We start from the raw sequence: 24,077 nt of genomic DNA, 5'->3' as shown, positions 1-24,077 counted from the left end.
CCGGCGTGCAAAAAGCGCACTCCGTAGTTACAGGTTATCACCAATCAATCGAGCTGTTCGATAGGCGCTCCTTTGTTAAGTTCGGCGCAAGCTACAGATAGCAAATGACCTGCCCTCCCCCGGGGAGAATATACTTTAAGGCCGCCACTGCCCGCAATGGGGCTGTAGGGCCTTATTGCCTTGTGTACAAACAGGATACCGACCGGGTTCCCGATCCGTACCGTTGAGGGTTTCTCAGGTGGTTGGGGGCTCACCCAGAAAGCGCACCTCACTTTGCAATTCGATTCCGAATCGCTCCTTGACGCGGCGTTTCATCTCGGCGGCCAGCGCCAGGATGTCAGAGGCCGTCGCGCCGCCGAGATTGACGATGACGTTGGCGTGTCGCTCGTAGACTCCTGCATTTCCGACCCGCAGGGATTTGGCGTCGACCTGTTCCAGCAGTTTCCCGGCGGGGATTTTCCCGTATTCGGCGGTCGATTCTTCTATGTTTTTGAAGTATGAGCCCGCCGATGGCAGATCGGCCGGGAGCTTCGTCGCGCGAATCGAGATGATGCGATTGACTTCCGAGGTAATCGCGTTGCCATCGCCCGGCCGCAGAGCGACGCGGCACGACAGCACGGTCCACCCATTGGCGGCGCAGGCAGAGCTACGGTAGGCGAATCCCATTTGGCCGGTCGGGACGGTCCGGCGTGCCCCCTCGCGCGTGAGCACTTCGACCGACACGAGAACATCCTGCATCGATTTACCGTAGGCGCCGGCGTTGCCGAATACCGCGCCGCCGACCGAGCCATAGATTCCGGCGGCGAATTCCAGTCCGGTCAACGCTTCGGTGCGGGATCGCTCAACCAGCGCGGCCAGCAGGGCCCCCGCTTCCGAATAGATGGCGTCTCCATCACGCGCGATCGCGAAACAGCGATTGTGAATGACAAGCCCACGGATGCCATCGTCGGAAATCAGGACATTGGAACCATCTCCCAGAAGCGTCGTCGGCACTTGTGCGTCGCGGGCCGTATTCAGCGCCATCACAAACTCGGCGATCGTGCGCGCAGGATAGTACCATTCGGCCGGTCCGCCGATCTTCAGCGTGGTAAACGGCGCCAGCGGCTGATTGTATCGCAGAGATTCCCGCAGCGGCGCACTCCATGCGGGCCAGCCGCCGCCCGTGTCGGCGCGTTGGGTCACGGCTGGGGCCGTCAGTGAATGAAGCGGCTTCATATCGGCGTATCGCTCTGCGGTGACGCGTCCGTCGGCGGTGAGTCTGCTTCGGCCACGGATGGCGCTGTTTCAATCGGTTTGTTCATTTCTTCGACAAAGTTCATCCGCAATTCATAGAGAACATGATCGAGGAGCTGACTCTCTTCGGGGGCCAGGTTCCCCTGTGTCTTGCGTCGCAGCATCTCGAGCAGATCGATGGAGTGACGTGCCGAGTCCAAGTCCCGTTCGATCTTGCCGGTCGCCGGATGGATCGTCTTGCCCATCTGCATGATGGCGGCCGTTTGCAACGAGATGATCAACCCCATCAGGTGTACGTCGAGTGTCGGCGTCTGATCCATCGGTCCTGTTCTACCCGCGCGAGAGTGTTATACCCACGCCGGGTTGTCAAGACTGATCGCGCATTCCGTGGGATGCCGATCCGAAAGAGGGCGGCCAATATGAGGCCTGATGAACCGAGAACTGAAGTTGCGAAGCTGACCTGCGGGTCGGACCTAAATCGCACTTGTACGCAGATACTCGACTATTGATCCTTCCATCCAGGAGAGTGCCTTCTTCTTGGATGCGATTCGAGAGTCTATTTCTGAAGGTTCTCTCTCGATGATTCGTGTGATACGGCCGACGGCGACGTTGACATCGTGCTGCTTATAACCAAGCAAACGAAAGCCAGTCAGATCATTCGTGAATAGCCCGCGTTCGACAAGCACAATCTCGTCCACTTCCTCGGAATACGACGGCTCATCGCTGCCAAGACCGATGAACATGATGTCCGATTCTTCGAGGTAACGGAATTCCGGCTCTGGGAGCTTCATATCTTCTTGCCCCGTTTGATCTTTGGCGTAAAGTAGATCGTTTTCACAATTTTCTCGTCATGTGTCACAACGCACCAGAACCATCCCCGCTTTGCAATTGTCGCGGTTTCATTGACCCATACTCTATCGACTCTTGCGTAGTGCATCATACATGCATCATCCAAAGTACTCTCACGTCTTTCATCGGGTGCACGTAGCGCTCTCTTGATGCTGTCAAAATTGAAACGATACCACGCCCGACCGGGATTCGCACGCAAATGCGACTCCCAATTAGTCTTTGTTAGAACTACCCGAGTCTTTTTACCGTCGCGTTTAAGACAGTTGAGGTAACATCGGCCCTTGGAATCGAATCGTGGTCCGGTTTCCATTTGGGCAATGAAAGGTAATGGAGATCCATGCCGTCACCACCACAATATCATTGTACGCGAGAACGACGTCAAGATGGCGTTGATGAACTGTTCGCAAGCTATTGCCGTGCCCAACTTTGCGTGGCAATCCTCAACTCAGCATCCTCCTCGTTATCCGGCTTCGACGAAGCCGGACTGATTCTGTGTGCGTCGTCGCCACTCGGATTCGAGCCGTGCCCGGACGGGCGGTGCGACCGGTCGTCGGCCCGAGACGATTTCGAATGCGAGGCGTCGGGCGGGATCGACCAGCTCCGCGTCGCCTTCCAGATCGGCGATGCGGAATGCCGGCAGTCCGTGTTGCCGCGTTCCGAGAATCTCGCCCGGTCCCCGCAAGCGCAGATCGGCTTCGGCGATTTGGAATCCGTCGGCGGTGGCGCACATGACTTCGAGGCGCTCCTTCGCGATCGGGGTCGGATCACGGCCCAGCATGAGCACGCAAATCGAGCGCCCCGGCCCGCGACCGATCCGCCCACGCAGTTGGTGCAATTGTGACAGACCGAATCGGTCGGCGTTTTCGATGACCATCAACCGGGCATCGGGGGCATCCACTCCGACTTCGATCACGGTCGTCGCCACGAGGATGTCGATGGCGCCACGGTAGAATCGGCGCATCGTCTCGGAGCGCTCGACGACCGGCGTCCGGCCATGGATGAGGCCGACGCGGCGATCGGCAAATCGCTCCCGGAGATGTTCGAAACCGGCGACCGCCGCCTTCAAATCGAGCTTTTCGGACTCTTCGACCAATGGATAGACGATATAGACGACATTCTGATCGGCCGTCGTTTGAGCAATGAACTCGTAGATTTTCTCGCGCGCTTCCTCGGACCGCCAGACCGTTTGGGTCGTCCCCTTGCGCGGCGGCAACTCGTTGAGAATCGAAACATCAAGGTCACCGTAGTAGGTCATGGCCAGTGTGCGCGGGATCGGTGTCGCGGTCATGACCAGCAGGTCGGGCCGATGTCCCTTGGAGACCAAGGTTTGGCGCTGCGCAACCCCGAAGCGATGCTGCTCGTCGATCACGATCATACCCAGATCGCTGAATGCGACACTGGCGGTCAATAAGGCGTGCGTGCCGACGATCAGCCGCGCCGTCCCCGAGGCGATCGCTTCATGGGCATCTCGTCGCGCGGTGGCGCCCAGCGACCCAGTCAACAGCACCGGCACAATGCCCAACGGCCCGAACAATCGCGCGAGCGTGTGATGGTGCTGCTCGGCGAGAATTTCCGTCGGCACAAGGAGCGCGGCCTGTGCGCCGTCTTCGATCCAGTGAGCCATGGCCAGTGCGGCAACGATGGTCTTGCCGGCTCCGACGTCACCCTGCAGAAGTCGCCGCATGGCGCGCGTGTCGCGCATATCCCGAAGGATCTCAGAGCCGACCCGCTCCTGCGCCGCGGTCAAGGGCCAGGGGAGTGATTCGACGATCCGAGCGGCCAGCGTGCCTTCGGAGCGGCACGGGCGCCCGTCGCGTTGTTCATCGATCCGTAATCGGTGTTGCGCCATCGACCACTCAAAAAAGAACAACTCGTCGAAGGCGAGCCGTTTGCGCGCGCGTGAGGCCAGCACGAGCGACTCGGGAAAGTGAACCTGCGTGATCGCCTCGTTGAGCGTGGGAAAACCCAGGGCCTCCAGTAACACGGGATCGAAGTGGTCGGGCAGTGACGGCACTTCGTCGTCAATGATCGGCTTCAGCACACGACGGAGCGCGCGGGAGGCCAGCCCGGCCCGACGCCAGGCATCCCCCGAGGGGTAAATCGGGACGACACGGCCCGTGTGCGTCAAATCGTCGGCGTCCTCGTCGCCTAAGAATTCGCACTCGGGGTGCACCAGTTGCGGCTCACGGTAGACGACGACCGTCCCCGACGCCGTCAGCCGCACTCCCTTTTTGAACGTGTCTTTCAGGTAGCGATGTCCGGAGAACCACACCAACGGGATGCGGCCGGTGCCGTCGTCGAGGACCGCTTCGAACCGCTTCTTGCGGCCGTACAGGAAGCCCGCCGAGATGATCTCACCGACGACCGTGACCGTCTGTCCTTCCACCACTTTGGCGATCGGGGCGATCAGGGAGCGGTCCAGATAGCGACGGGGGAGGTTTAAGAGCAAATCGGCAACGGTGTGAATGCCGAGCGCCGCCAGTGCCTCGGCACGCTGCGGACCGATCCCTTTGAGAAATCGGACCGGCCGTTCCCACAAGGCCGTTTGCGGACCTGAGATTTTCGCGCTGGTGGAGTTCATCGGCAACGTCGGGGAAGATAGAGACACCGAAATGCTCCGGGCTATCAGTTCTCTGTCCGGAAGGAGACTCACGAAAAACGGGGCAAAGCGGTCGCTTTGCCCCGTGTGCGATCCCAGGAGTGGCCGATCAGCGGTTGTCGGAGTGCTGCCCGACTTCGTTGCGTTCCATGTGTCGGCGGACGAAAGCCGGCACATCGAGGTTTTCCTCGTCGGCGTCGCCGTCGCCCGGCTGTTCAAGGACGTCGGCTGCGCCCACGGTCAGCCCGGCGATGCGATTGCTGACGCCGCGCTCGACGCCGAAGAGTTCGAGCGAATCCTCACCGCGCCGTCCGCGCGACAGTCCACGCTGGCCGCGCATCGCCGGAGCGATGATCATGTCGCTGCGGCCGAAGCCGGTGGCGATCACGGTCACGGAGATCTGATCGCCGAAGTTGGGATCGACGACCGCGCCGAAGATGATATTCGCCTCGCTTCCGGCGGTATCGGTGATGACCGATGATGCCTCGTTGACGTCAAAGAGCGTCAGGTCCGGTCCGCCGGTGATATTGACCAGGACCGCGCGGGCGCCGGCAATCGACACATCCTCCAGCAACGGCGACTGGATGGCCGCGCGGGCGGCGATCGAAGCTTTGTCGTCGCCTGCGGCGCAACCCGTGCCCATGAGCGCGTCGCCCATGCCCTTCATGACCGTGCGCACGTCGGCGAAGTCGCAATTGATCAGGCCGGGGATCGTGATCAGATCGGCGATTCCCTTGGTGGCCTGGTGGAGGGTTTCATCGCAAACATAGAAGGCGTCCGTCAGGCGCGTGGTTTTCTCCACGACGGTGAGCAGCCGCTGGTTGGGAATGCAGATCAACGTGTCCACTTTCTCTTTCAATTCGGCGATGCCCTGCTCGGCGCGTTCGAGGCGGCGTTTGCCTTCGAAATCGAACGGTTTGGTGACGATGGCGACGGTCAGGGCACCGTGCTGGCGGGCGAGTTCCGCGACGACCGGCGCGGCGCCGGTGCCGGTGCCGCCGCCCATGCCGGCGGTGACGAAGACCATGTCGGCGCCGGCCACGGCGGCGGCGACGAGGTCACGATCTTCTTCAATGGCGCGGCGTCCCATCTGCGGATCGGCGCCGGCGCCCAGGCCCCTGGTGACTTTGTCGCCGACCTGAATGCGGCAACTGGCTTTGGATTTTTCCAGATCCTGCGCATCGGTGTTGATGGCCATGAACTCGACGCCGGTGAGTCCGGCCGAGATCATCCGATTGATGGCATTGCCGCCCGCGCCGCCGACCCCCACGACCTTGAGTTTGGCCGACGACTGCTCGTCCATCGCGAATTCAAACGTCATGACGCCCCCTCACTGAGTGTATCACTGATTCATCAAGATATTAACAAGACAAACTATGCACATACATATCCATCATATCAATTGCGATAGTGCATGCGCCAGGCGCGATGCCATCCGGTGCATCAGGCCGCCGCCGCGCGGTCCGGCCAGGTCCAGACCCCCGGCCCGGACCACCAGTCCGACCGCTCCCAGATCACGCGGTGAGCCGGTGAGACCCATCCCCGCCGCCCAATCCGGGGGGCGTGCGACCCGTACCGGCAGATCGAAAACCCGTTCGGCCAACACCCCGGCGCCCGGAAGCGCGGCGCCGCCGCCGGAGAGCACGATGCCCGCGGTCAGCAGATCGCCGCCGGGTGCGCGTCGAATCTCGGCTTTGGCCAACTGGAGAATCTCCTCCAGGCGCGGGCCGATGATCGCGGCCACCACGCGCGGCGAGACGCTGCGTGTCGGTTGATCGCCGACGCTGGGCACATCGATCGGCACGTCGGTTGTCACACACTCGCCGCAGGCGACGCCGGATGTCGTCTTGATCGTCTCGGCGGCATCCAACGGCGTGCGCAGGCCGATGGCGAGATCATTGGTGACATTGCGCCCGCCCAGTGCCAGCGCGCCGGTGTGCCGAACGGCATCATCGACAATGACCACCACGCTCGTCAGTCCCGCACCGATGTCGACGAGCGCGACGCCCATCTCGCGCTCGCGCTCGGAGAGGGCGATATCGGAGACTGCCAAAGGCGACAGCGTCAGACTGTCGAGTTCATATCCCGCCTCGGCGATGCAATGACGCACGTTGCCGATCGAGAGCGTCGAAGCCGTGATAATGTGCACGGCGACTTCGAGCCGGGCGCCGACCATTCCGGTCGGGTCTTTGATGCCGCCGTGTCCGTCGACCAAAAATTCCTGCGGCAACACATGCAGGACATCGCGGTCGGGCGGGACAGGGACCGCGCGGGCCGCCTGCAGGACCCGCTCGACGTCTTCATCGCCGATCGCGCCGCCGCGATGCGCGACTGCGATCACGCCGCGCGAATTCACGCCGCGGATGTGATCGCCGTTGATGTTGACATGGACGCCATCGGCCTTTTCACCCGCCATCATCTCCGCATCGGCCAGTGCGCGCGCGACCGCGGTGGTCGTGCGTTCCAGATGCACGATCACTCCGCGCCGCAGCCCCTGCGACGGGGCGCGTCCGACGCCGATGACTTTGAAGTCGCCGTCTGACGACACCTCGGCCATGACCGCGGTGACGGTCGATGTGCCGATGTCCAGACCGGTTACAGTACGCTTGTCAGTGGTCATGCCCCCCTCTGACGCAATGAAAGGTGCCCCCTTACGAACCGTCCGTCAATTGCGAAATACACTCCTGCCGGACCTCCAATGCGCGAACGACCAACTGCCCGCTGAAGCGGGTATCAATCTCGCAGGGATACGGCAACGCATCGGTTTCTCTCGACAACAGTCCGGCCGCTGCGCGGGCGCGCGGGCGGATTGCTGTTCGTCCCAGAATGATTCGCGAGGAACCGTCGGCGGCGATGATTTCCCAGCCGGTTTCCTCGGTGAAGCGCCACTCCGACGCAATGCGTGAGTAGCGTTGTTCGGTTTCCATCAGCTCATTCCAGACCGCCGCCGCGACGCGCGCGCGCGAACGCAACCCCGAACCACGCCGTGCCATGGGACCGGTCCACACGGGCGCCTCGGCGGATTCGCCGACCGGTGAGATCAAGACCTGGCCCGACGGCGATATGCCGGTCGCGGCATCCAGCCAGAGCGCGGCCTGTGTCGGGGTCACGCGGATCGCCAATGTGCCCGGCAATTGCAGGCGCAGGCCCACGGTCGCCAGGTCACCGAAATGGCGTGAGAGCGCTTCGCGCATGTCGGCCAACGGCAGCCGAACAAAGTTGGAGTCGGCGTCGATCGTGATCAGCGACAACGTCGCCTCGCGCCAAACCGGCGTGCCCTCGTAGACCAGCGCCTGGACCTTCCAGACAGGATAGCGCCAGAGAACCGCGACGGCCGTGAGGATCACGGTATCCACGATGAGCAGCGTGACGCGCCGCCAACGTCGGCGCCGTGGGGGCACGCTGGTCACGGGCTCGATCGGAGCGGCGGCTGTGCCGGATTCGTCAACCATCACGCATTGACCTCGATGCGGCTGAGTCGTTTGAGAATGACCGGACCAACGCGATAGATGGATCCCGCTCCGATGGTCATGACGGCATCGCCGCTTTCGGCCCATTCGCTGACCAGTGCGGGCAGCTCATCGAGCGAATTCGCAAGACGGCATCCCAACGGCAGCGTTGAGGAATCGATGCGGTCGGTGATCAGCGCCGAGGTGACCCCCGGAATCGGCTGCTCGCGGGCCGGGTAGATCGGCGCGAGAATGACACCGTCGGCCAGTTGCAGCGCCTCGGCGAATTGCTGGTGAAATTGCTGCGTCCGCGAATACAGATGCGGCTGAAACAGCGCAATCAGGCGGCCGCGTCCATCGAGCCACAGACGCGCTGCCGCCAACGCCGCGCGCAACTCGGTCGGATGATGCGCGTAATCGTCGATGACCGTGACTCCGGCCGCAGCGCCTTTGATTTCGAAGCGGCGGCCGACGGTCTGGAACGAGTGGACGGCCTCGGCGATCGTCGCAAACGGGATCTCCAGTTCGAGCGCAACCGCGCAGGCGGCCAGGGCATTCTCGGCGTTGTGTCGTCCCGGCAGTGGGACCATCAGCGTGCCCATCCGTCCGCCGTCCATGTGGACGTCAAAACGGCTCGTCGTCGGCTTGACTTCGAGCGAATCGCCTGAGATATCGGCCGGCGATTCGAGCGCGAATGTGCGATGCCGACGGTTGATGCGGAAGTCAATCGCGGCCAGCGCGGGAGATGCGGCATTGGTCAGGACAGAACCGTAAAACGGGACGCGCCCGAAGAAGGCGACGAAGTTGTCCTGCAGATCGGCCAAGTCGGCGAAGCAGTCCAGGTGATCTTCCTCAAGATTCGTGGCAATCGCGATGGTCGGATGCAGGCAGAGAAACGAACGGTCGTATTCATCGGCTTCGGCCACGAGGTAGTCGCTGGAGCCCAATTGCGCGTTCGCATCGAGACTGACAAGGCGTCCGCCGACGATCACGGTCGGGTCCATACCGGCGTGCGTGAGAATGTGTCCGATCATCGACGTGGTCGTTGTCTTGCCGTGTGTCCCGGCGATGCCGATGGAAAATTTCAGGCGCATCAGTTCACCGAGCATCTCGGCGCGGCGGATGACCGGCAGCCCGGCCTCGCGCGCGGCGCGAACTTCGGGATTGTCGGGTGTGACGGCCGAGGAGATCACGATCAGGTCGGCGCCATGAATGTGTTTCGGATCGTGCCCGATGAACAGCGTGATGCCGACGGCGGTGAGATGATCGGTCGTTTCCGACTCCGCCAGATCGGAACCGGTCACGATAAATCCATTGGCCCGGAGAATCTCGGCCATCCCCGACATGCCGGCGCCGCCGATGCCGATGAAATGCAGATTCCGGATCCGTCGCGACCAAAGGAGATTCATGATGTCTTCTCCCGCGTCGACGGAGGTGTCGTCACGATTCCCAGAATGCGATCGGCGATCCGGTCGGCTGCGTTCGGCTGTCCGAGCGCGCGCGACGCCTGTGCCATCGACTGCATGCGCGACGAATCATCGAGCAGCCGGAGCGCGCGTTCCAGAAGTGAATCGCACTTCAGTTCACAATCTTCGATGATGATCGCGGCACCGGCGTCCGAGAGGACGCGCGCATTGTGCATCTGGTGGTCGGCGGTCGCATAGGGATACGGCACCAGTATCGCGGGACGACCGGCCGCGGCGATTTCCGAGACGGTCAGCGCTCCGGCGCGGCCGATGACGAGGTCGGACGCGACCATCGCCTCGGTCATCTGATCGGAGAAGGTGAACCGGCGGACGGTCCAGCCGGCGTGCGCGTTGCCGCCGGATTCATCCGCGTGCCGGCCGGATTGCCACAGCAACGTGGTCGGAACCGCCGGCGAAACACGCGACAAGCCCATCGCAATGTTGGCGTTCATCGAGCGCGCGCCGCCGGAGCCGCCGGTCAGCAGGATCACGCGTGTGTGGATGTCGAGATTCCAGGCGCGTCGCGCCTCCTCGCGGGTCATCGTCGACAGACGCGGATCCACCGGGTTGCCAACGGGCTCGATATGCACATCCGATTTCAGGTATCCGCGCGATTGCGGAAACGCGAGAAAGACACAGCGCGCGCCTGGCGCCAGCCACCGTGTCGCCAAACCGGGGTAACTGTTTTGTTCCTGCAGGACATAGGGTACGCCGCGGCGCGCGCAGGCGCGGATGGGAAAGTACGAAGCGTAGCCGCCGCAGCCGACGGCAATGTCCGGAGCGAATTTGCCGACGATGCGTTGCGACAATTGCCGTGCCTGCCAATTGCGCCACAGGGCCGGGATGTTGCGCCACGGGCGTCGTCGGGACAGACCGCGCGCGGGCAATCCGACATAGGTGTAGCCGCGTGCGGTCACGACCCGCTCTTCGAACCCTTTGTCCGATCCGATAAACATCATTTCGCAATCCGGCCTGCATCGCTGCAAGGCCTCGGCGATGCGTATTGCCGGGATCAGATGCCCGCCTGTCCCCCCGGCCGCCAACAGGATGCGCATGCTATCGCCACCCGCTCCTCCGTCCGAACCGCGAGACGTTGAGCACCATGCCCCATCCCGCCGCCGTCATCAACAGCGAGGAGCCGCCATAGCTGACCAGCGGCAACGGCAACCCGGTCGCGGGCAACAGTCCGGTCGCCACTCCGAGATTGAGAGCGGCATTGACAAACAGCGAGCCGCCGATCCCGATGCACAGCAAGTAGCCGAAGCGGTCCGGTGCGACCAGCGCCACTTTCCAACTTCTCCAGATCAACAGTCCCAGTGCCGCCAATACGGCGCTGAACCCAATGAATCCCAACTCTTCTCCGACCGAGGCGACGATAAAGTCAGTGTGCGGCTCGGGGAGGTACAGCATTTTGGCGCGGCCGTTGCCCAATCCAGAGCCGATGATGCCGCCGGTGCCCAGTGCGATCTTGGATTGACGGACCTGATAGGAGCCATCGGTAACGGTCAGGCCGCGTTCCCAGTCGGTGATGCGCTGAGTCTTGTAGTCGAACCCATAGATCACAGTCAACACGCTGATAACGGCGACGGCAATGCCCGGCAGCAAGTGCCGCCAACGCATCCCCGCCGCGATGAGCATGAGGATGGCGGTGGCGCCGACCGCGAGAACCGAAGACAACTCCGGCTCCATCACCAGCAAGACAGAGCAGGTCGCCAGGATGACCAGCAGCGGGACGAGCTTTCTGAATGATCGCACGTCCGGGCCACGCTTGGCCAGATACGCGGCCACATAGACGACGAATCCCAAACGGAACCCTTCGGCGGGCTGCCAATTGAACGGCCCTAAGGGAATCCAGCGATTGACTCCCTTGATCGGCGGAACCAGGAGAACGACGACCAGCCCGATCAATGCCCCCAGCATGAGCACGGGCGCCAATGGCTGCCAGCGACGGTGATCGATGCGCGAAACGGTCACCAGCGTCACGGTCGCCAACGCCCACCACAGCAATTGCCGTCCCCAGAAGAAGCCGGGTGTGCCGAACTTGCGTTCGGCGAGGATGACCGATGATGACAGTATCATCACTGTGCCCAGCGCCATCAGCGCCATCGATGCAAACCAGATCAGGCGGTCCGCCGGGGGCCAGCCGGGACGGTTCAGGCGCATCATACGGGGCACGGAGGAGAGCACCTCGACAATCCCGCCTTTGGCTCGTGTGGCCGCGGTCATGACTTCCGCTCCGCCGCGAGAGTGCCGACAAGTTCTTTGAATACGCGTCCGCGATGCTCGTAATTGTCGAACTGATCGAAGCTCGCGCATCCCGGAGACAACAAAACCACGTCGCCGCGCTGCGCCAATTGATGTGCCGCCTCAAATGCATCGGAGAATAGCTCGGCGACTCGATGCTCCACGACGCCACCTAATTCGGTCCGCAGGATGTCGCGCGCGCTGCCGGTAAAGACGCAGGCGCGCGCCCGATTTCTAATGCTCTCGGCCAGCGGCGAAAATGACGTTCCCTTGGGCAAGCCGCCCATAATCACGATGAGCGGTCGGTCGAACGACGCCAGCGCCTTGGCGACGCTGTCAGGGTTGGTCGCTTTCGAGTCGTTGACGTAACGGACGCCGTCGATATCGGCGACAAACTCCAGTCGGTGCTCGACGCCGGTGAATCCCGTCAGCCCTGGTTCGATTGCATCAGGCATCAAACCATCAGCCAGCGCCATCGCGACGGCGGCCGCCGCATTCAGGCGGTTGTGTCGGCCGGGTGGACACAAACGATCTGATCCCGGGATCATGCCCTCGTCATCGTATGAACGATAGCGTAAAAAGTCACCATCGAGCCACACTCCCGCACCCGTCAGTCGGCGCTCAGAAAAGTGCCAGCGAGCGGCACGGCCGGTCTTATTTTTGCTCTCGTAAGCGACGATGACGGGATCATCGGCGTTCAACACGGCAACGTCGCCGGCTGTCTGATTGGCGAGGAGGCGGAATTTCAGTCGTACATATTCCGCGAACGACCCATGCCGGTCGATGTGGTCGGGCGTGATGTTGAGAATGGCGGCCACGTGCGGCTTGAATGTCGGAGAATGTTCCAGTTGAAATGTCGAGACTTCGAGAATGGCGCATTGATCGGCGGTCATCTCCCCGGCGAATTCGGAAAAAGGACGACCGATGTTGCCGCCGACTTGAATGGCGCGTCCGGCCGCGGCATCAATCGAACCCAGCCACGCGGTGGTCGTGGTCTTGCCGTTGGAGCCGGTCACGGCGCAGACGGGGGCATTGCACAACGCATAGGCCGCCTCCAATTCGGCAATGATGGGTATCTCCCGACGCTTCGCTTCAAGAAGCAGCATATTGTCGGGCGGGACGCCGGGGCTGGTGACGATCCAATCGCGGCTGTCCAGCGACGACATCGTGTGCCCGCCGGTTTCATGCCGGACGCCGAGTGAATCGAGGACGCCGATCGCCGCGGTCAGCTTCGCTGCGGGCGCGGCATCGGAAACAAAGACATCCGCGCCGCGTTGCTTCAACATCCTCGCACAGGCGACGCCGGAACGCGCCATGCCGATCACGAGGATGCCTTGGCCGCGAATCGTTCTTGCGTCGATGGTGCGATCGTGGGTCATCGTCTGATCCGACAAATGTAAGTGCGCGCGCGGCATCGTGTCGGTCCGGGCTATCGAATTTTCAGGGTCGACAGCGTCAGCAGTGCGCAGATGATTCCCAATATCCAGAAACGGACAACCACCTTCGATTCATGCCACCCGAGCAACTCGAAGTGATGGTGCAACGGCGCCATGCGAAAGACGCGTTTGCCGGTCATGCGAAAGTATCCGACCTGAATGATGACCGAGAGCGCCTCAGCCACAAACACGCCGCCGAGAATGAACAGCAGGATTTCCTTTTTGGTCAAAATCGCGACCGTCCCAAGTGCGCCGCCCAATGCCAGCGCGCCGGTATCGCCCATGAAGACTTCGGCCGGGTGAGCATTGAACCACAAAAACCCCAGTGATGCGCCCAGGGTCGCGGCGCAATAGATCGTCAATTCCCCCGCCCCGGGGAGATAGGTGATGGCCAGGTACTTCGAGAAATCGGCGCGGCCGGTCAAATAGCTGATCGCGGCGAACGCCAGGAAGGCGATGCCCGACAAGCCGACCGCCAGCCCGTCGAGTCCATCGCTGAGATTGACCGCATTGGAGGTCGCGGCCACAACCAGCAGCACAAACGGGATGAAGAATACGCCCAACGGCAGCACGAGATTCTTGAAGAAGGGGACATCGGTGTCGGTCGTGAATTCCGGTGCGGGCGGCCAGGCGTACAGCACCACTCCCAGCGCCAATCCGAGGATCAACTGTCCGGCCAGCTTTTTCTTCGCGACCAACCCCTTGGGCTGACCGCGCACCGCTTTGGAGTAGTCATCGATCAGTCCGATCAGTCCGGTGCCGAGCGTGACGGCGAGAATCAGTTGGATGTAGCGGTTGGTCAAATCCGCCCAGAGCAGCGTCGGCACGATGATCGCCAGCAGGATGATGATCCCGCCCATGGTCGGCGTGCCCTCTTTGGCATAGTGTGACTGCGGCCCTTCGCGGCGGATCTTCTCTTTGACCTGCTTGCGACGGAGTTGTTCGACGATCCACGGCCCCAGCCAGATGGAGATGACCAGCGCGGTCACGACGGCATAGGCGGAGCGAAAGGTGATATATCGGAAGACATTGAAGACGCTGACGACATCGCTGAGCGGATAGAGCAGGTGATAGAACATAGTCGCAATCCGAGCCGTTAAGAGCGCCGGCCCCGCGTGGTTTCATGTTCGCGCAATCGTTGCCCGATGACGTCCAGCCCTTCGCTGTGCGATCCCTTGATGAGCACGACATCCCCCCGCCGGAGATGACGTGTCGCCCACTGTGCGGCCGCGGCGGCGGACGCCACATGCGTGTGGGCTATTTCTGACGGCAAGCCCGATTGATAAAGCAGCCCTCCCGGTCCGACCGTAAGGACCAGATCGAGACCGCGCGTGTCCTGCGCGGCACGTCGATGCCACTGCCGCTCACCGCGTCCCAGTTCGCGCATTGCTCCCAGAACGACAATCCGCCGACTCCGTGTCGTGCGATGTTTGAGCGATTCAATCGCCGCCGCCATCGATGTTGGGTTGGCGTTGTAACAATCGTCGATAATCAGCGCGCCGTTCCAGCGCAGGATGCGCGAGCGTTCACCGACCGGCCGGACTCGTCGCAACGCGTCGGCGATGTCGCGAAAGCTGACGCCGAACGAACGGCCGACGGCGATGGCCGCAAGCGCATTGGAAACGTTGTACTCGCCCGCCATGTGAATCGCGAAGTCGTGACGAGCATTGACGCGAAAGGACACGCCGCTTGCGGTGGAGCGCAGATCGGAGGCCGTGACATCCCCGGCGTGGTCGATCCCGTAGCGAACGGTCGGCCGGCGCCATCGGGCCGCCCAGCGCCGCTGGTACGGGTCATCGGCATTCAGAAAGGCCGTGACGCTCGGATCCGAATGATCGAACAACTCGCGTTTGGCGCGCGCGATCTGCAGCAACGATTTCATCTGCAACAAATGCGCGACGCCGATGCGGGTCACCACACCCCATTGGGGCTGGATCATCCCGGTAAGACGCGCGATCTCACCGTGCGAGGACATTCCGAACTCGAGAACGCCCAGCGGTTCGGCATCCGACGAAGGGGTCCGTTCCAGCAATGCCAGGGGAATGCCCAGCAGGTTGTTGTAGTTGCCCGGCGAGCGGAAGACTCGGCACTTGGTCGCCAGGACCGCTGCGATCATCTCTTTGGTCGTGGTCTTGCCGACCGACCCGGTGACGGCGATATAGCGCGTCGGGAAGCGTTTGCGAAACTCCGCCGCCAGATCGCCGAGCGCAGTGACCGTGTCATCGACGCCGATGACGGGAACCGGCAGTCGGCGAAAACGCGGCAGACGCTCCCTGTTAACCACAATGGTGCCGGCGCTATTCCGCGCAGCCGTCTCGGCAAAGCGGTGCCCATCGACACGTTCGCCCCGCAGGCAGAAGAAGGCGTTGCGCGGCCGCAGCGTCCGCGAGTCGATGGAGACACCGGCGAAACGGCGCGCGCCATCCTGCACGCGGGCCAATGTCCCATTCATGATGGCGCAGGCATTCTCGGCACTCATTCTGATCACAATCTATGTGCGCCCCGCACGCGGGGATTTGTTGGCGAATCGGGGATGGATCCCCCCCTGGATCCACACACCCGATCGGTAAAAACGCCCCGTCATGGGGCCTTTGGCGGCGGGTGCCCTGCCGCCGCGAGCGCTTCGGCCGCCACCTGGCGATCGGAAAACGGATGCATCGTTCCGGCGATTTCCTGAGTTGTCTCGTGGCCCTTCCCGCACAGAAGGACCAAATCACCGGGCTGCGCATCGTCGATCGCGTGGGCAATGGCGCGTGCGCGATCTGCCTGGACCCAAACAGAAAAATCCGGATCGAATCCGGCCCGCACCTCGGCAATGATCGCGTCGGGGTCTTCCGAACGCGGGTTGTCCGAGGTGAGGTACACCTGATCGGCCCACTGGGCGACCGCCTTCGCCATCAGGGGCCGTTTGCCGCGGTCGCGGTCGCCGCCGCAGCCGAAGAGAACATTGAGACGTCCGCCGACCATCGGGCGCAATGTCGATAAGACTGAGGTGAATGCATCGGGAGTGTGTGCGAAATCGATGCACACCCAGAATGGCGCGCCGGAGTGAATGAACTCCAGACGCCCGGGTACGCCGCCAAACCTGGAAATACCGCCCGCAATGACATTGGGCGCCAAGCCCGCGCCCCAGGCAGCGGCGGCCATGGCTGCAATGTTGGAGTGGTTGAATTCGCCGCAGAGCGGCGATTGAAACATCATCTCGTCCTCGCCGAAACTGAGTCGGCCGCTGGTCCCGTCGAGCGTGTGCGAATCGATCGAGATCGTGACATCGCCGTCATGCCACGTTCGTGAAAAGCGCATGGCGCGCGCCGGTTCACTGGCGGCGGCGAACTCGTTGGCGACGGGATCCTCGCCGTTGATGACCGCGAACTGGTTCGAGTCGTTCAGCCGCTCAAAGAGCGCGCGCTTCGCCGCTTTATAGGCGTCCATCGATGCGTGATAGTCGAGATGGTCTCGGGTGAGGTTCGTGAACACCAGCCCGGCGAATGTCAGCCCCCACACGCGGTCGAGCGCGACGGCATGAGAGGAGGCCTCCATGGCGGCGTGCGTGACACTCCCCTCGCGCATGCGCGCCAGCATCGCATCGATGTCGGGCGCTTCCGGAGTGGTGCGCTCGGCCTTGATGGAAGCACCGGGCCAGGTGCATTCCAGTGTGCCGATCAGACCGGCGGGCATGCCCGCGTGCATGAGAATCCGATGCAATCCGGCGGCCACCGTGCTCTTGCCGTTGGTGCCGATCACGCCGATGAGCTTGATGGCGCGATCCGGATGGTCGTGGAAACGATGCGACGCCTCGGCCATCGCTCGCCGCGCGTTGTCGACGACGACGACCGGCACATCGCATCGAACGTCGCGCTCGGCGACGACCGCCGCCGCCCCGCGGGCGACGGCATCGGCGACAAAATCGGCCCCGTCGGCGCGCAGCCCCTTGAAGGCAAAAAACAGATCGCCCGGCCGCACGCGCCGGGAGTCATACGCGATGCCATGGACGACAACCTCCGCTGCCGGGGCGCCGCAGTCGGGCATGATCCCCGAGAGCGGACATCCGCGGGCGGTATCGGTCATTGCAGTTGCAACCGGCACGTCCGGTCTCCCGTCATCGGCGTCTCGGCATCCGGGGTTTGCGCGATGACCACGCCGCTGCCGGAAAACTCGGCGAGTGCGCCGTGCGCGCGCAGTGTGCTCAATGCATCTTTCAAGTTCATTCCAGTGACTTCCGGCCAGACATCGGGCTCGGTAACATCCGCGTTGGTTTCGCGGACAGGCGTCAGACCCAGACGGCTCCACCCTGTTTCACTACCGGGAAGGCCTGATCGTTCGGACGAATTGTCTCCTTCATCGGCCGATGGCGCCGCGAACGCTTCCTTTGGGCTGATCCAGGGCGCGACCGACGCCACCAGGCGGTGCGACCAGTCGGCAGAGTCTTCACTGAAACGCGACTTCGACGGCAGGTTTTGCTGCGCGGGATCGAGACGCGATTGCGCGGTGCCACGGCGGATCGTGTTCAACAAGACCGGCGCCGCCGTATGCCCGCCGTAGTGGATCGGCTCGGGCTCGTCGAGAATGACCAAACCGAGGATTTGCGGCTTATCCGCTGGATAGAATCCGACGAACGAGGCCATGTATTTGTTTTTGTCGTACCCGCCGGTGACGGGATCGGGTTTCTCGGCGGTGCCGGTCTTTCCGGCAATCGGATACTCGTCATCGTAGATCGTCCTGGCGGTTCCTTCGCGCACGACGCCGGCCATTAACTCCGCCATCAGCGATGCCACGTCCGGCGAGAGGATGCGCGTACCGTGTGTCCCGATGTCGGTCGTAACGCTGTCGGGATACTCGATTGACCGCGCCAGATGGGGGCGCACCCGGTAGCCGCCATTGGCGACCGCGGCGAAGGCCGTGGCCAACTGAATCGGCGTGACCGCGATGCCGTGCCCGATGGCCCGCTGCGCGATGTTGAAGTCGGAACGGCGTTGGATGGCAATGCGACCGCCGGATTCGCCCGGCAGATCGATCCCCGTGGGCTCGCCGAATCCGAACCGACGGACCCAGTAGTCGAGGCGGCCGGGCGCAAGTTGGTTGGCGACCCGCCCCGTGATGACGTTGGAAGAGACCGTAAACGCTTCCCGTGCCGAGAGCACACCGTGCTTCTTGTCGTCACGTATGCGGCGCCCGGAGAACACCCCGACCCCGTCACCGCCGTCGAAGTATTCTCCGAGGTGCACCGCGCCGTCGGACAACGCCGCCGCAAACGTGACCAGCTTGAATGTCGAACCCGGCTCGAATACATCCGATACCAGGCGGCTTTTCAAATCGCGGGTGGACGGCCCATGCGGATTGACATCGGCCATGGCGAGGATGGCCCCGGTGTAGGGGTCCATCAACAGGGCGCATCCCGATCTTGCCTTCCATTTGGCGACCGCCTGCGTCAACTCGTCGGAGAGGACCGATTGCCACCACAGATCGAGGGTCAGATGCAGACGGGCGCCGCTGATCGGCTTGCGACCGGCAATCGGATCAACACGAAAGCGCCGTCCAACGGCGTCGGAGAGGAACACGCCCTCGCCGTCGCGTCCCCGCAGAGCGTCGTCGTAGTACAACTCCAAACCGGCCGCGCCGATCAAATCCGCATTGGCAAAGCCGATGGCCCCCGCACATCCGGACGGCTGGGACGGATATTCGCGATCAAACTCCCAGGTCGGATGGACGCCCGGCAACTCCCAACCGTCGATGCGTGATGCCGTCTGGGCATCGCAACGGCGAATCATCCAGGTGAAACGATCATCGCGCCGAGCCCACTGACTCCTGAGAGACTGGACGTTGGTCCCGCGAACCGAGGCAAACTTCAATGCCAGCGTTGCGGTCGAGGTCTCGCGGTCCGGATACGCAAAGTACGAGCGGCGCGCGACATTGAGCGCCAGGTGTCGGCCCTTGGAATCGACGATGTCGCCACGCGGCGCCGCGAGGCGCACGAGTCGGTCGCTTTGTTCAACGGCGGCCAATGACAGATCGGATTGGTGCAGGACCTGCAATTGAAAGGCACGAGCCCAAACGCCCCCCCAAACACAAACCGCGGCGATCAACAGCAGCCGACGCCGTCGCACGAATGTGCGCGCCAACTCGCGACCGCTCCCCCCTTGTCTCATCCGACGATCCCTGTCTCTCGGTCTGTGCGGCCGTTTGGGCCCTGCGCCTGCGCGGAATTCTTAGAGTTTCTCCGTGATCGAAACGTCATTGGGCGACGCAGGCGGGTTGACGGCATCAATCGGAATCTCACGCCGCTGCTTCGCCGTGGTCGGTTTCATCCCTAATCGATTGACGGCAATGGCCTCGATGCGCTCACGGGAGCTGAGTACGGCGGTTTCGGCCAACAGGTCATCACGCACGCGAGTCAATTCGGTGATCTCACGTTGCCGATGATCGACATCCTCGCCCAGCTTGACGACGGCGTAGCGTTGCCAAACCGCCATCGTGGCCAGTCCGAACGCCAACAGCCACCAGCGCAGGTGAATACGACGGCGACGGCTGCGTTTCATCGTGTCCCCTCGTCGAACGCCGCCTCACCCGTGCGCTCGAAGACCCGGAGTCGCGCCGCCTTCGCGCGCGGGTTGGCGGCGATTTCGTCCTGGTCGGGCCGAATGACGCGTCGATGCAACGGACGCCCGCGCACGTCGGACCTGAATATTTGCTTGACGAGGCGATCCTCCAGCGAGTGATACGCGATCACTGCAGCTCGACCGCCAGGACGCAGATACTCAAGTGCCGCATTGATTCCCCGGGGAATCGCGGCCAGCTCATCGTTGACTTTGATGCGCAGCGCCTGATAGACTCGCGCCGCGGTCCGTCCGAAAGCGGCGCCATGCGCGCCGACGACGGAACGAATGACGTCGTTGAGCTGCCCGGTGGTTTCGACGCGCGCGCGACGACGCGTCGCAATAATGCCGCGCGCCAGACGCCGCGCGTGACGCTCTTCTCCGTACTCCCTGAGTGTTCCGGTGAGTTCGCGCTCGCCCGCGCGGTTGATCCACTCCGATGCGGTGACACCGTGCGTTTGATCGAAACGCAGATCCAGCGACCCCTCGAATCGGTATGCGAAACCGCGTCGCGGATCGTCAATTTGCGGCGTCGAGAGCCCCAGATCGAAGAGGGCGCCCGTCAGTTGACGGACGCCCAGCGTTTCGATCACATCCGCGAGATTGCGATAGTCGGCGTGGACGGCAATTAACCGGTCACCGAACTGCGCCAGCCGCGTTTGCACCCCTGCGATCGCGGCGGCGTCGCGGTCCAGCCCAATGACGCGTCCCTGCCCCCTCAGCACCGTCAACATTGCCTCGGCGTGCCCTCCATCGCCGACTGTCGCATCCAGATAATCTCCCGGTCCAACGATCAACTCGCGCACGACGGCGTCGACTAACACCGGACGATGCCGGCTGCCGGACGCTCCGGTCCCCTCTGCGGCCGTCACAGCAGTAATTGCGCGGCGACCTCCTCGTATGACTTGCCGTATCCCGCGATATACTCGTCGAGCTTATTCGCGCTCCAGATTTCGATGCGGCGGTTCATGCCCAGAAGGCGGACATCATGGTCGATGCCGACTTTCCCGGCCAATTCCGTGGGTATTTGGAAACGTCCCTGCGTGTCCGGCGAGATCTCATGCGTATTGAGCATGAGAACGCGCATGAAGTAGTTGGCGTCGCCGTGCGCGAAATTGAACTGGTCGAATTTTGACTGGATGCGCCGCCATTCAGCCCTCGGCACCAGAAAGAGGCACCCGTTGAGGCCCAGCATTAGATACGCCACCTCAAGCGACGCATCAGAGGACTGTCGCAGCTTGGCAGGGATGCTCAGCCTCGACTTCGAGTCAAGCGCGGCCTTGTATGATCCGAGGAATCCCACTGGGTGTCGTTACGGCAATCGATTGAGTACCAGATGGTTATTCAGTTTTGATAATTCAGCAATTCAGGCCGGAGACTGCGACCCGGCCACCGAACGGGGAATATGATAGATTCCTCAGCTTCAGGGACTGGTAGGGAATCTCCCCATCGACAGGGATTAAATGGAGAATTCAGGGATCAATCGCAAGCGGTATTTTGTGTCTAAGCGTCTGTCAGGATGAGATTTTCGCTGTCTGTTGAAGACTGGGGTTAGTATATGGGACCAATCCAACACATTAGGTTGTGCGGGCCTGTAGGCCAGTTTGACTTATTCGGATTGCTAATTCTCGACACGACGTAACATACAGAACAGCAATATCTTACGGATCACTCTTCAAGACAACCTCGAAATAAGTCCCCGGCATCGCTTTTGATCCCCCATCCTCTGGGGCTGTCTTAATGATGCGGCCCGCGGAGGGGGACGATGGTCCGCGGTTGGGTGCTTTGCAGGGTTTTGCTGATTACAATTGCCACGGTCGGGACTTCGCGTCCGGCTCTGGCCTCCGGCCCAATCTACGAACTCGTCCATCACGACACTCCCGACTTCCACGAGTCCGGCAGCGGCATGCTTTCGCTGACCGCGGGCTCGGAGGTTCCGGGGACCCTGGGCGAGCCGGATTTGGCATGGAAGACCCTTGTGGTGCCTGGGGCAGTGGCCACTGACGAACTGCGACTTGAGATCCTCGAATCGGATACGCTGGAGATCAACGGTCAACTCGCGCCGTGGTCCGGAGACATGCCGACCTCAGACACGGCCACAGCGCCGATACGACTGTCACCCAGCCCGGAGGTTTATGGGATCGACCGCTGGTATCCGGACGCGCCGGTTAGTGTGTTGTCGAGCGGTGCAGTCGGCGAGACCGCGGTCACCGCCCTCGCCTGGTGCCCGTATCGATACAACCCGGGCCGGAATCAACTCATCGTGATCCGACGTGCGGCGCTCACGGTCAGTCAGGGAGGCGAAGCCGACCCGATCAGCCCGCCATGCGACACATTGAACCCGTATGACATGCTCGCATCACTCGCCCGTCAACAACTGGAGACGGCCCCCAACATCCCGCCGTCGAGGATCCCCGGTGTCCCATCCCCGCCGGACTGGACCTGGCCGGGCGATCTGCCGTTGGGAATCGAATATGTCGTGATTACCAAGTCCGCATTCAAAAACACGTTGCGTCCGCTGGCGGAGTGGAAGGCGCGGCGCGGGTTGGCGGCTGGCGTAGCGACGATTGAGGCAATCGTGGCGCAGTACGGCGGTGAGGACCAGGCGGCGCAGATTCGCAATTACATCGCCGCGGCCCACAGCCAGGGACTGAAGTGGGTGGTGCTGGGCGGCGATGAGACGGTCGTACCGATTCGTTACGCCTATGCGGGCTTCGACTCCGATCCCGGCAGTCCGTACAATCTGCAAGTTTGCGATCTGTACTTTGTCGAGTTAAACGGCGACTGGGATGCCGACGGCGACGGCATCTACGGCGAGATCTCCGGCGACAACCCGCAAATCTATCCGGAGTTGTATGTCGGCCGACTGCTGTTTTCGACGGCTGCCGAGGCCAACACGATTGTCCAGAAGATCATCGCGTATGAGCGCGGGCCGCTCGACGACTCCTATCTGACGAAGTCATTGCACATCTGCGCCGACCAGATGCGCGACTGGAGCGGCGGCGGGCAGCACCAGTTGGTCGCCGACGCGGGGCCATCGTACTGGAGCGACGATCTGACATCGATGGTTGAAAACCCGTCGGGAGATGCGCCGGCCCCCAGCGCACCCAGCGGTGCGGACTTACCGGGGCTGTTGTCGGCCGGCGCCGGCTGGGTCAATTACTATGTCCACGGCAGCCATGATCGGTTTGTCGTGCGCTCCAGCGGGTTGAACGAAAGCGCCCTTTCGTATGTCTTCACTTTCGGTACAGTCGGTGACGGCAACGGGCACCTGAACACGATCCCGGCGACGCCGCGTCCGGGAATTCATGTCTCGGCGGCGTGCGATCAGGGGGCATTCGACACCGACTCCCCGCCGATGAGCGGTTCGACGGCGGAGTGCGTTGCCGAACGGCTGCTGTTGACGCCGCTGGGCGGGGCGGTCGCATTCATCGGGCAGTCGCGCTGGGGTTGGGTGTCATCGTCGTGGAAACTGTCGCAAAAGTTTTATCAGTATGTGGCCGATGGGCAGACGCCGAATCATGTCGGTGTCTACCAGACGCTCGCCAAGCTCGCCTATCCGGGATACCGCGATCTGATTTATGGCAACAATCTTCATGGTGATCCGGAGATGCCGGTCTGGAAGGATCGGCCACGCTCCCTCACGGTCGAAGCACCGTCGTCGTTTTTCCCGGGATATGGTTTGGGCACTGTCACTGTCCGCGAAGGCGACTCACCGGTTGCAGGAGCGCTGGTGACCGTCGCCGGGAGCGAGGGAGTTTGGAACGCGGGGGTCACGGGCGGCTCCGGGAGTGTCGACATCGACTGGGCGATGCCGTCGGACCACGACATCATCATCACCGCGAGCAAACCCGAGCATCGCTTGGTTGTGGACACGATTCCGGTATCGATCATCACAGATGTCAACGATGGGGACAAGATACGGCCCGAACGCTTTTCGTTGGGGGCGAACTACCCCAATCCGTTCAATGCAGGGACGGTCATCCCCTTCGAACTGGCGGCATCGGATCGTGTATCCCTGGCTGTGTACAACGTGCTGGGGCACAAAGTCCGCACACTGTGCGATCAGACCGAATCCGCCGGTGCGCATCGAGTCGCATTCGACGGAAACGATGATAACGGGAGTCCGTTGGGCACCGGTGTCTATTTTGTGCGGTTAGCGCAGGGGGCCGAGACACGTGTGAGAAAGCTGGTCTTGTTGAGGTAGT

At 62.4% G+C, this 24,077-nt stretch carries 19 protein-coding genes; 1 reads left to right on the top strand and 18 read right to left on the bottom strand.

Annotated features, from left to right (window positions below):
• Nucleotides 1-234: 234 nt before the first annotated feature.
• From murB to VGB22_10270, 18 genes are all read right to left on the bottom strand, one after another.
• A complete protein-coding gene (gene murB / locus VGB22_10355; GenBank protein ID HEX9751666.1) occupies nucleotides 235-1,182 on the bottom strand; it encodes a UDP-N-acetylmuramate dehydrogenase in 948 nt (315 codons plus the stop codon).
• Between the two features lie 29 nt (nucleotides 1,183-1,211).
• Nucleotides 1,212-1,553, bottom strand: coding sequence for a DUF1844 domain-containing protein (locus VGB22_10350; protein HEX9751665.1), 342 nt, complete (start codon nucleotides 1,551-1,553; stop codon nucleotides 1,212-1,214).
• 153 nt (nucleotides 1,554-1,706) lie between these two features.
• The gene (locus tag VGB22_10345; protein ID HEX9751664.1) at nucleotides 1,707-2,024 is read right to left on the bottom strand and encodes a hypothetical protein; all 318 of its coding nucleotides are present in this window, start codon (nucleotides 2,022-2,024) and stop codon (nucleotides 1,707-1,709) included.
• Between the two features lie 518 nt (nucleotides 2,025-2,542).
• Nucleotides 2,543-4,663 carry an ATP-dependent DNA helicase RecG gene (recG, locus tag VGB22_10340; GenBank protein HEX9751663.1) on the bottom strand — a complete coding sequence of 707 codons (2,121 nt, stop codon included), beginning with the start codon at nucleotides 4,661-4,663 and terminating at the stop codon, nucleotides 2,543-2,545.
• A gap of 127 nt (nucleotides 4,664-4,790) precedes the next feature.
• A complete protein-coding gene (gene ftsZ, locus VGB22_10335; GenBank protein ID HEX9751662.1) occupies nucleotides 4,791-6,002 on the bottom strand; it encodes a cell division protein FtsZ in 1,212 nt (403 codons plus the stop codon).
• Between the two features lie 72 nt (nucleotides 6,003-6,074).
• Nucleotides 6,075-7,301: a cell division protein FtsA gene (ftsA, locus tag VGB22_10330; protein ID HEX9751661.1), complete on the bottom strand. Its 1,227-nt coding sequence runs from the start codon at nucleotides 7,299-7,301 to the stop codon at nucleotides 6,075-6,077.
• Between the two features lie 31 nt (nucleotides 7,302-7,332).
• Nucleotides 7,333-8,133 (bottom strand): hypothetical protein, encoded by an 801-nt coding sequence (locus VGB22_10325; protein ID HEX9751660.1) that lies wholly within the window; start codon nucleotides 8,131-8,133, stop codon nucleotides 7,333-7,335.
• Complete coding sequence (gene murC, locus VGB22_10320) at nucleotides 8,133-9,539, bottom strand: UDP-N-acetylmuramate--L-alanine ligase (protein ID HEX9751659.1); 1,407 nt, start codon at nucleotides 9,537-9,539, stop codon at nucleotides 8,133-8,135. Before murC ends, VGB22_10325 begins: the two co-directional genes overlap by 1 nt.
• The gene (gene murG / locus VGB22_10315; protein ID HEX9751658.1) at nucleotides 9,536-10,651 is read right to left on the bottom strand and encodes an undecaprenyldiphospho-muramoylpentapeptide beta-N-acetylglucosaminyltransferase; all 1,116 of its coding nucleotides are present in this window, start codon (nucleotides 10,649-10,651) and stop codon (nucleotides 9,536-9,538) included. Before murG ends, murC begins: the two co-directional genes overlap by 4 nt.
• A 1-nt stretch (nucleotide 10,652) precedes the next feature.
• Nucleotides 10,653-11,822 carry a putative peptidoglycan glycosyltransferase FtsW gene (locus VGB22_10310; GenBank protein HEX9751657.1) on the bottom strand — a complete coding sequence of 390 codons (1,170 nt, stop codon included), beginning with the start codon at nucleotides 11,820-11,822 and terminating at the stop codon, nucleotides 10,653-10,655.
• A complete protein-coding gene (gene murD / locus VGB22_10305) occupies nucleotides 11,819-13,219 on the bottom strand; it encodes a UDP-N-acetylmuramoyl-L-alanine--D-glutamate ligase (GenBank protein ID HEX9751656.1) in 1,401 nt (466 codons plus the stop codon). Before murD ends, VGB22_10310 begins: the two co-directional genes overlap by 4 nt.
• Before the next feature lie 50 nt (nucleotides 13,220-13,269).
• The gene (gene mraY / locus VGB22_10300; GenBank protein HEX9751655.1) at nucleotides 13,270-14,355 is read right to left on the bottom strand and encodes a phospho-N-acetylmuramoyl-pentapeptide-transferase; all 1,086 of its coding nucleotides are present in this window, start codon (nucleotides 14,353-14,355) and stop codon (nucleotides 13,270-13,272) included.
• 17 nt (nucleotides 14,356-14,372) lie between these two features.
• Nucleotides 14,373-15,755, bottom strand: a complete 1,383-nt coding sequence (gene murF / locus VGB22_10295; GenBank protein HEX9751654.1) for a UDP-N-acetylmuramoyl-tripeptide--D-alanyl-D-alanine ligase — start codon at nucleotides 15,753-15,755, stop codon at nucleotides 14,373-14,375.
• Nucleotides 15,756-15,856: 101 nt separating this feature from the next.
• Nucleotides 15,857-17,344, bottom strand: a complete 1,488-nt coding sequence (locus VGB22_10290) for a UDP-N-acetylmuramoyl-L-alanyl-D-glutamate--2,6-diaminopimelate ligase (protein HEX9751653.1) — start codon at nucleotides 17,342-17,344, stop codon at nucleotides 15,857-15,859.
• Nucleotides 17,341-19,422 (bottom strand): penicillin-binding transpeptidase domain-containing protein, encoded by a 2,082-nt coding sequence (locus VGB22_10285; GenBank protein ID HEX9751652.1) that lies wholly within the window; start codon nucleotides 19,420-19,422, stop codon nucleotides 17,341-17,343. Before VGB22_10285 ends, VGB22_10290 begins: the two co-directional genes overlap by 4 nt.
• Before the next feature lie 60 nt (nucleotides 19,423-19,482).
• Nucleotides 19,483-19,812 carry a cell division protein FtsL gene (ftsL, locus tag VGB22_10280; protein HEX9751651.1) on the bottom strand — a complete coding sequence of 110 codons (330 nt, stop codon included), beginning with the start codon at nucleotides 19,810-19,812 and terminating at the stop codon, nucleotides 19,483-19,485.
• Nucleotides 19,809-20,741 (bottom strand): 16S rRNA (cytosine(1402)-N(4))-methyltransferase RsmH, encoded by a 933-nt coding sequence (rsmH, locus tag VGB22_10275; protein HEX9751650.1) that lies wholly within the window; start codon nucleotides 20,739-20,741, stop codon nucleotides 19,809-19,811. The genes ftsL and rsmH overlap by 4 nt, the downstream gene beginning before the upstream one ends.
• Nucleotides 20,738-21,172, bottom strand: a complete 435-nt coding sequence (locus VGB22_10270) for a hypothetical protein (protein HEX9751649.1) — start codon at nucleotides 21,170-21,172, stop codon at nucleotides 20,738-20,740. Before VGB22_10270 ends, rsmH begins: the two co-directional genes overlap by 4 nt.
• A 462-nt stretch (nucleotides 21,173-21,634) precedes the next feature.
• On the opposite strand from VGB22_10270, the gene VGB22_10265 reads away from it, so the two are divergent.
• The gene (locus VGB22_10265; GenBank protein ID HEX9751648.1) at nucleotides 21,635-24,076 is read left to right on the top strand and encodes a C25 family cysteine peptidase; all 2,442 of its coding nucleotides are present in this window, start codon (nucleotides 21,635-21,637) and stop codon (nucleotides 24,074-24,076) included.
• The last annotated feature ends 1 nt before the right edge of the window (nucleotide 24,077 follow it).

This window comes from Candidatus Zixiibacteriota bacterium (assembly GCA_036397555.1).
Taxonomy (GTDB): Bacteria; Zixibacteria; MSB-5A5; order WJJR01; family WJJR01; genus DATKYL01.
Note: the sequence above shows the minus strand (reverse complement) of the source record. Positions and strands in the feature narration are given on the sequence as shown.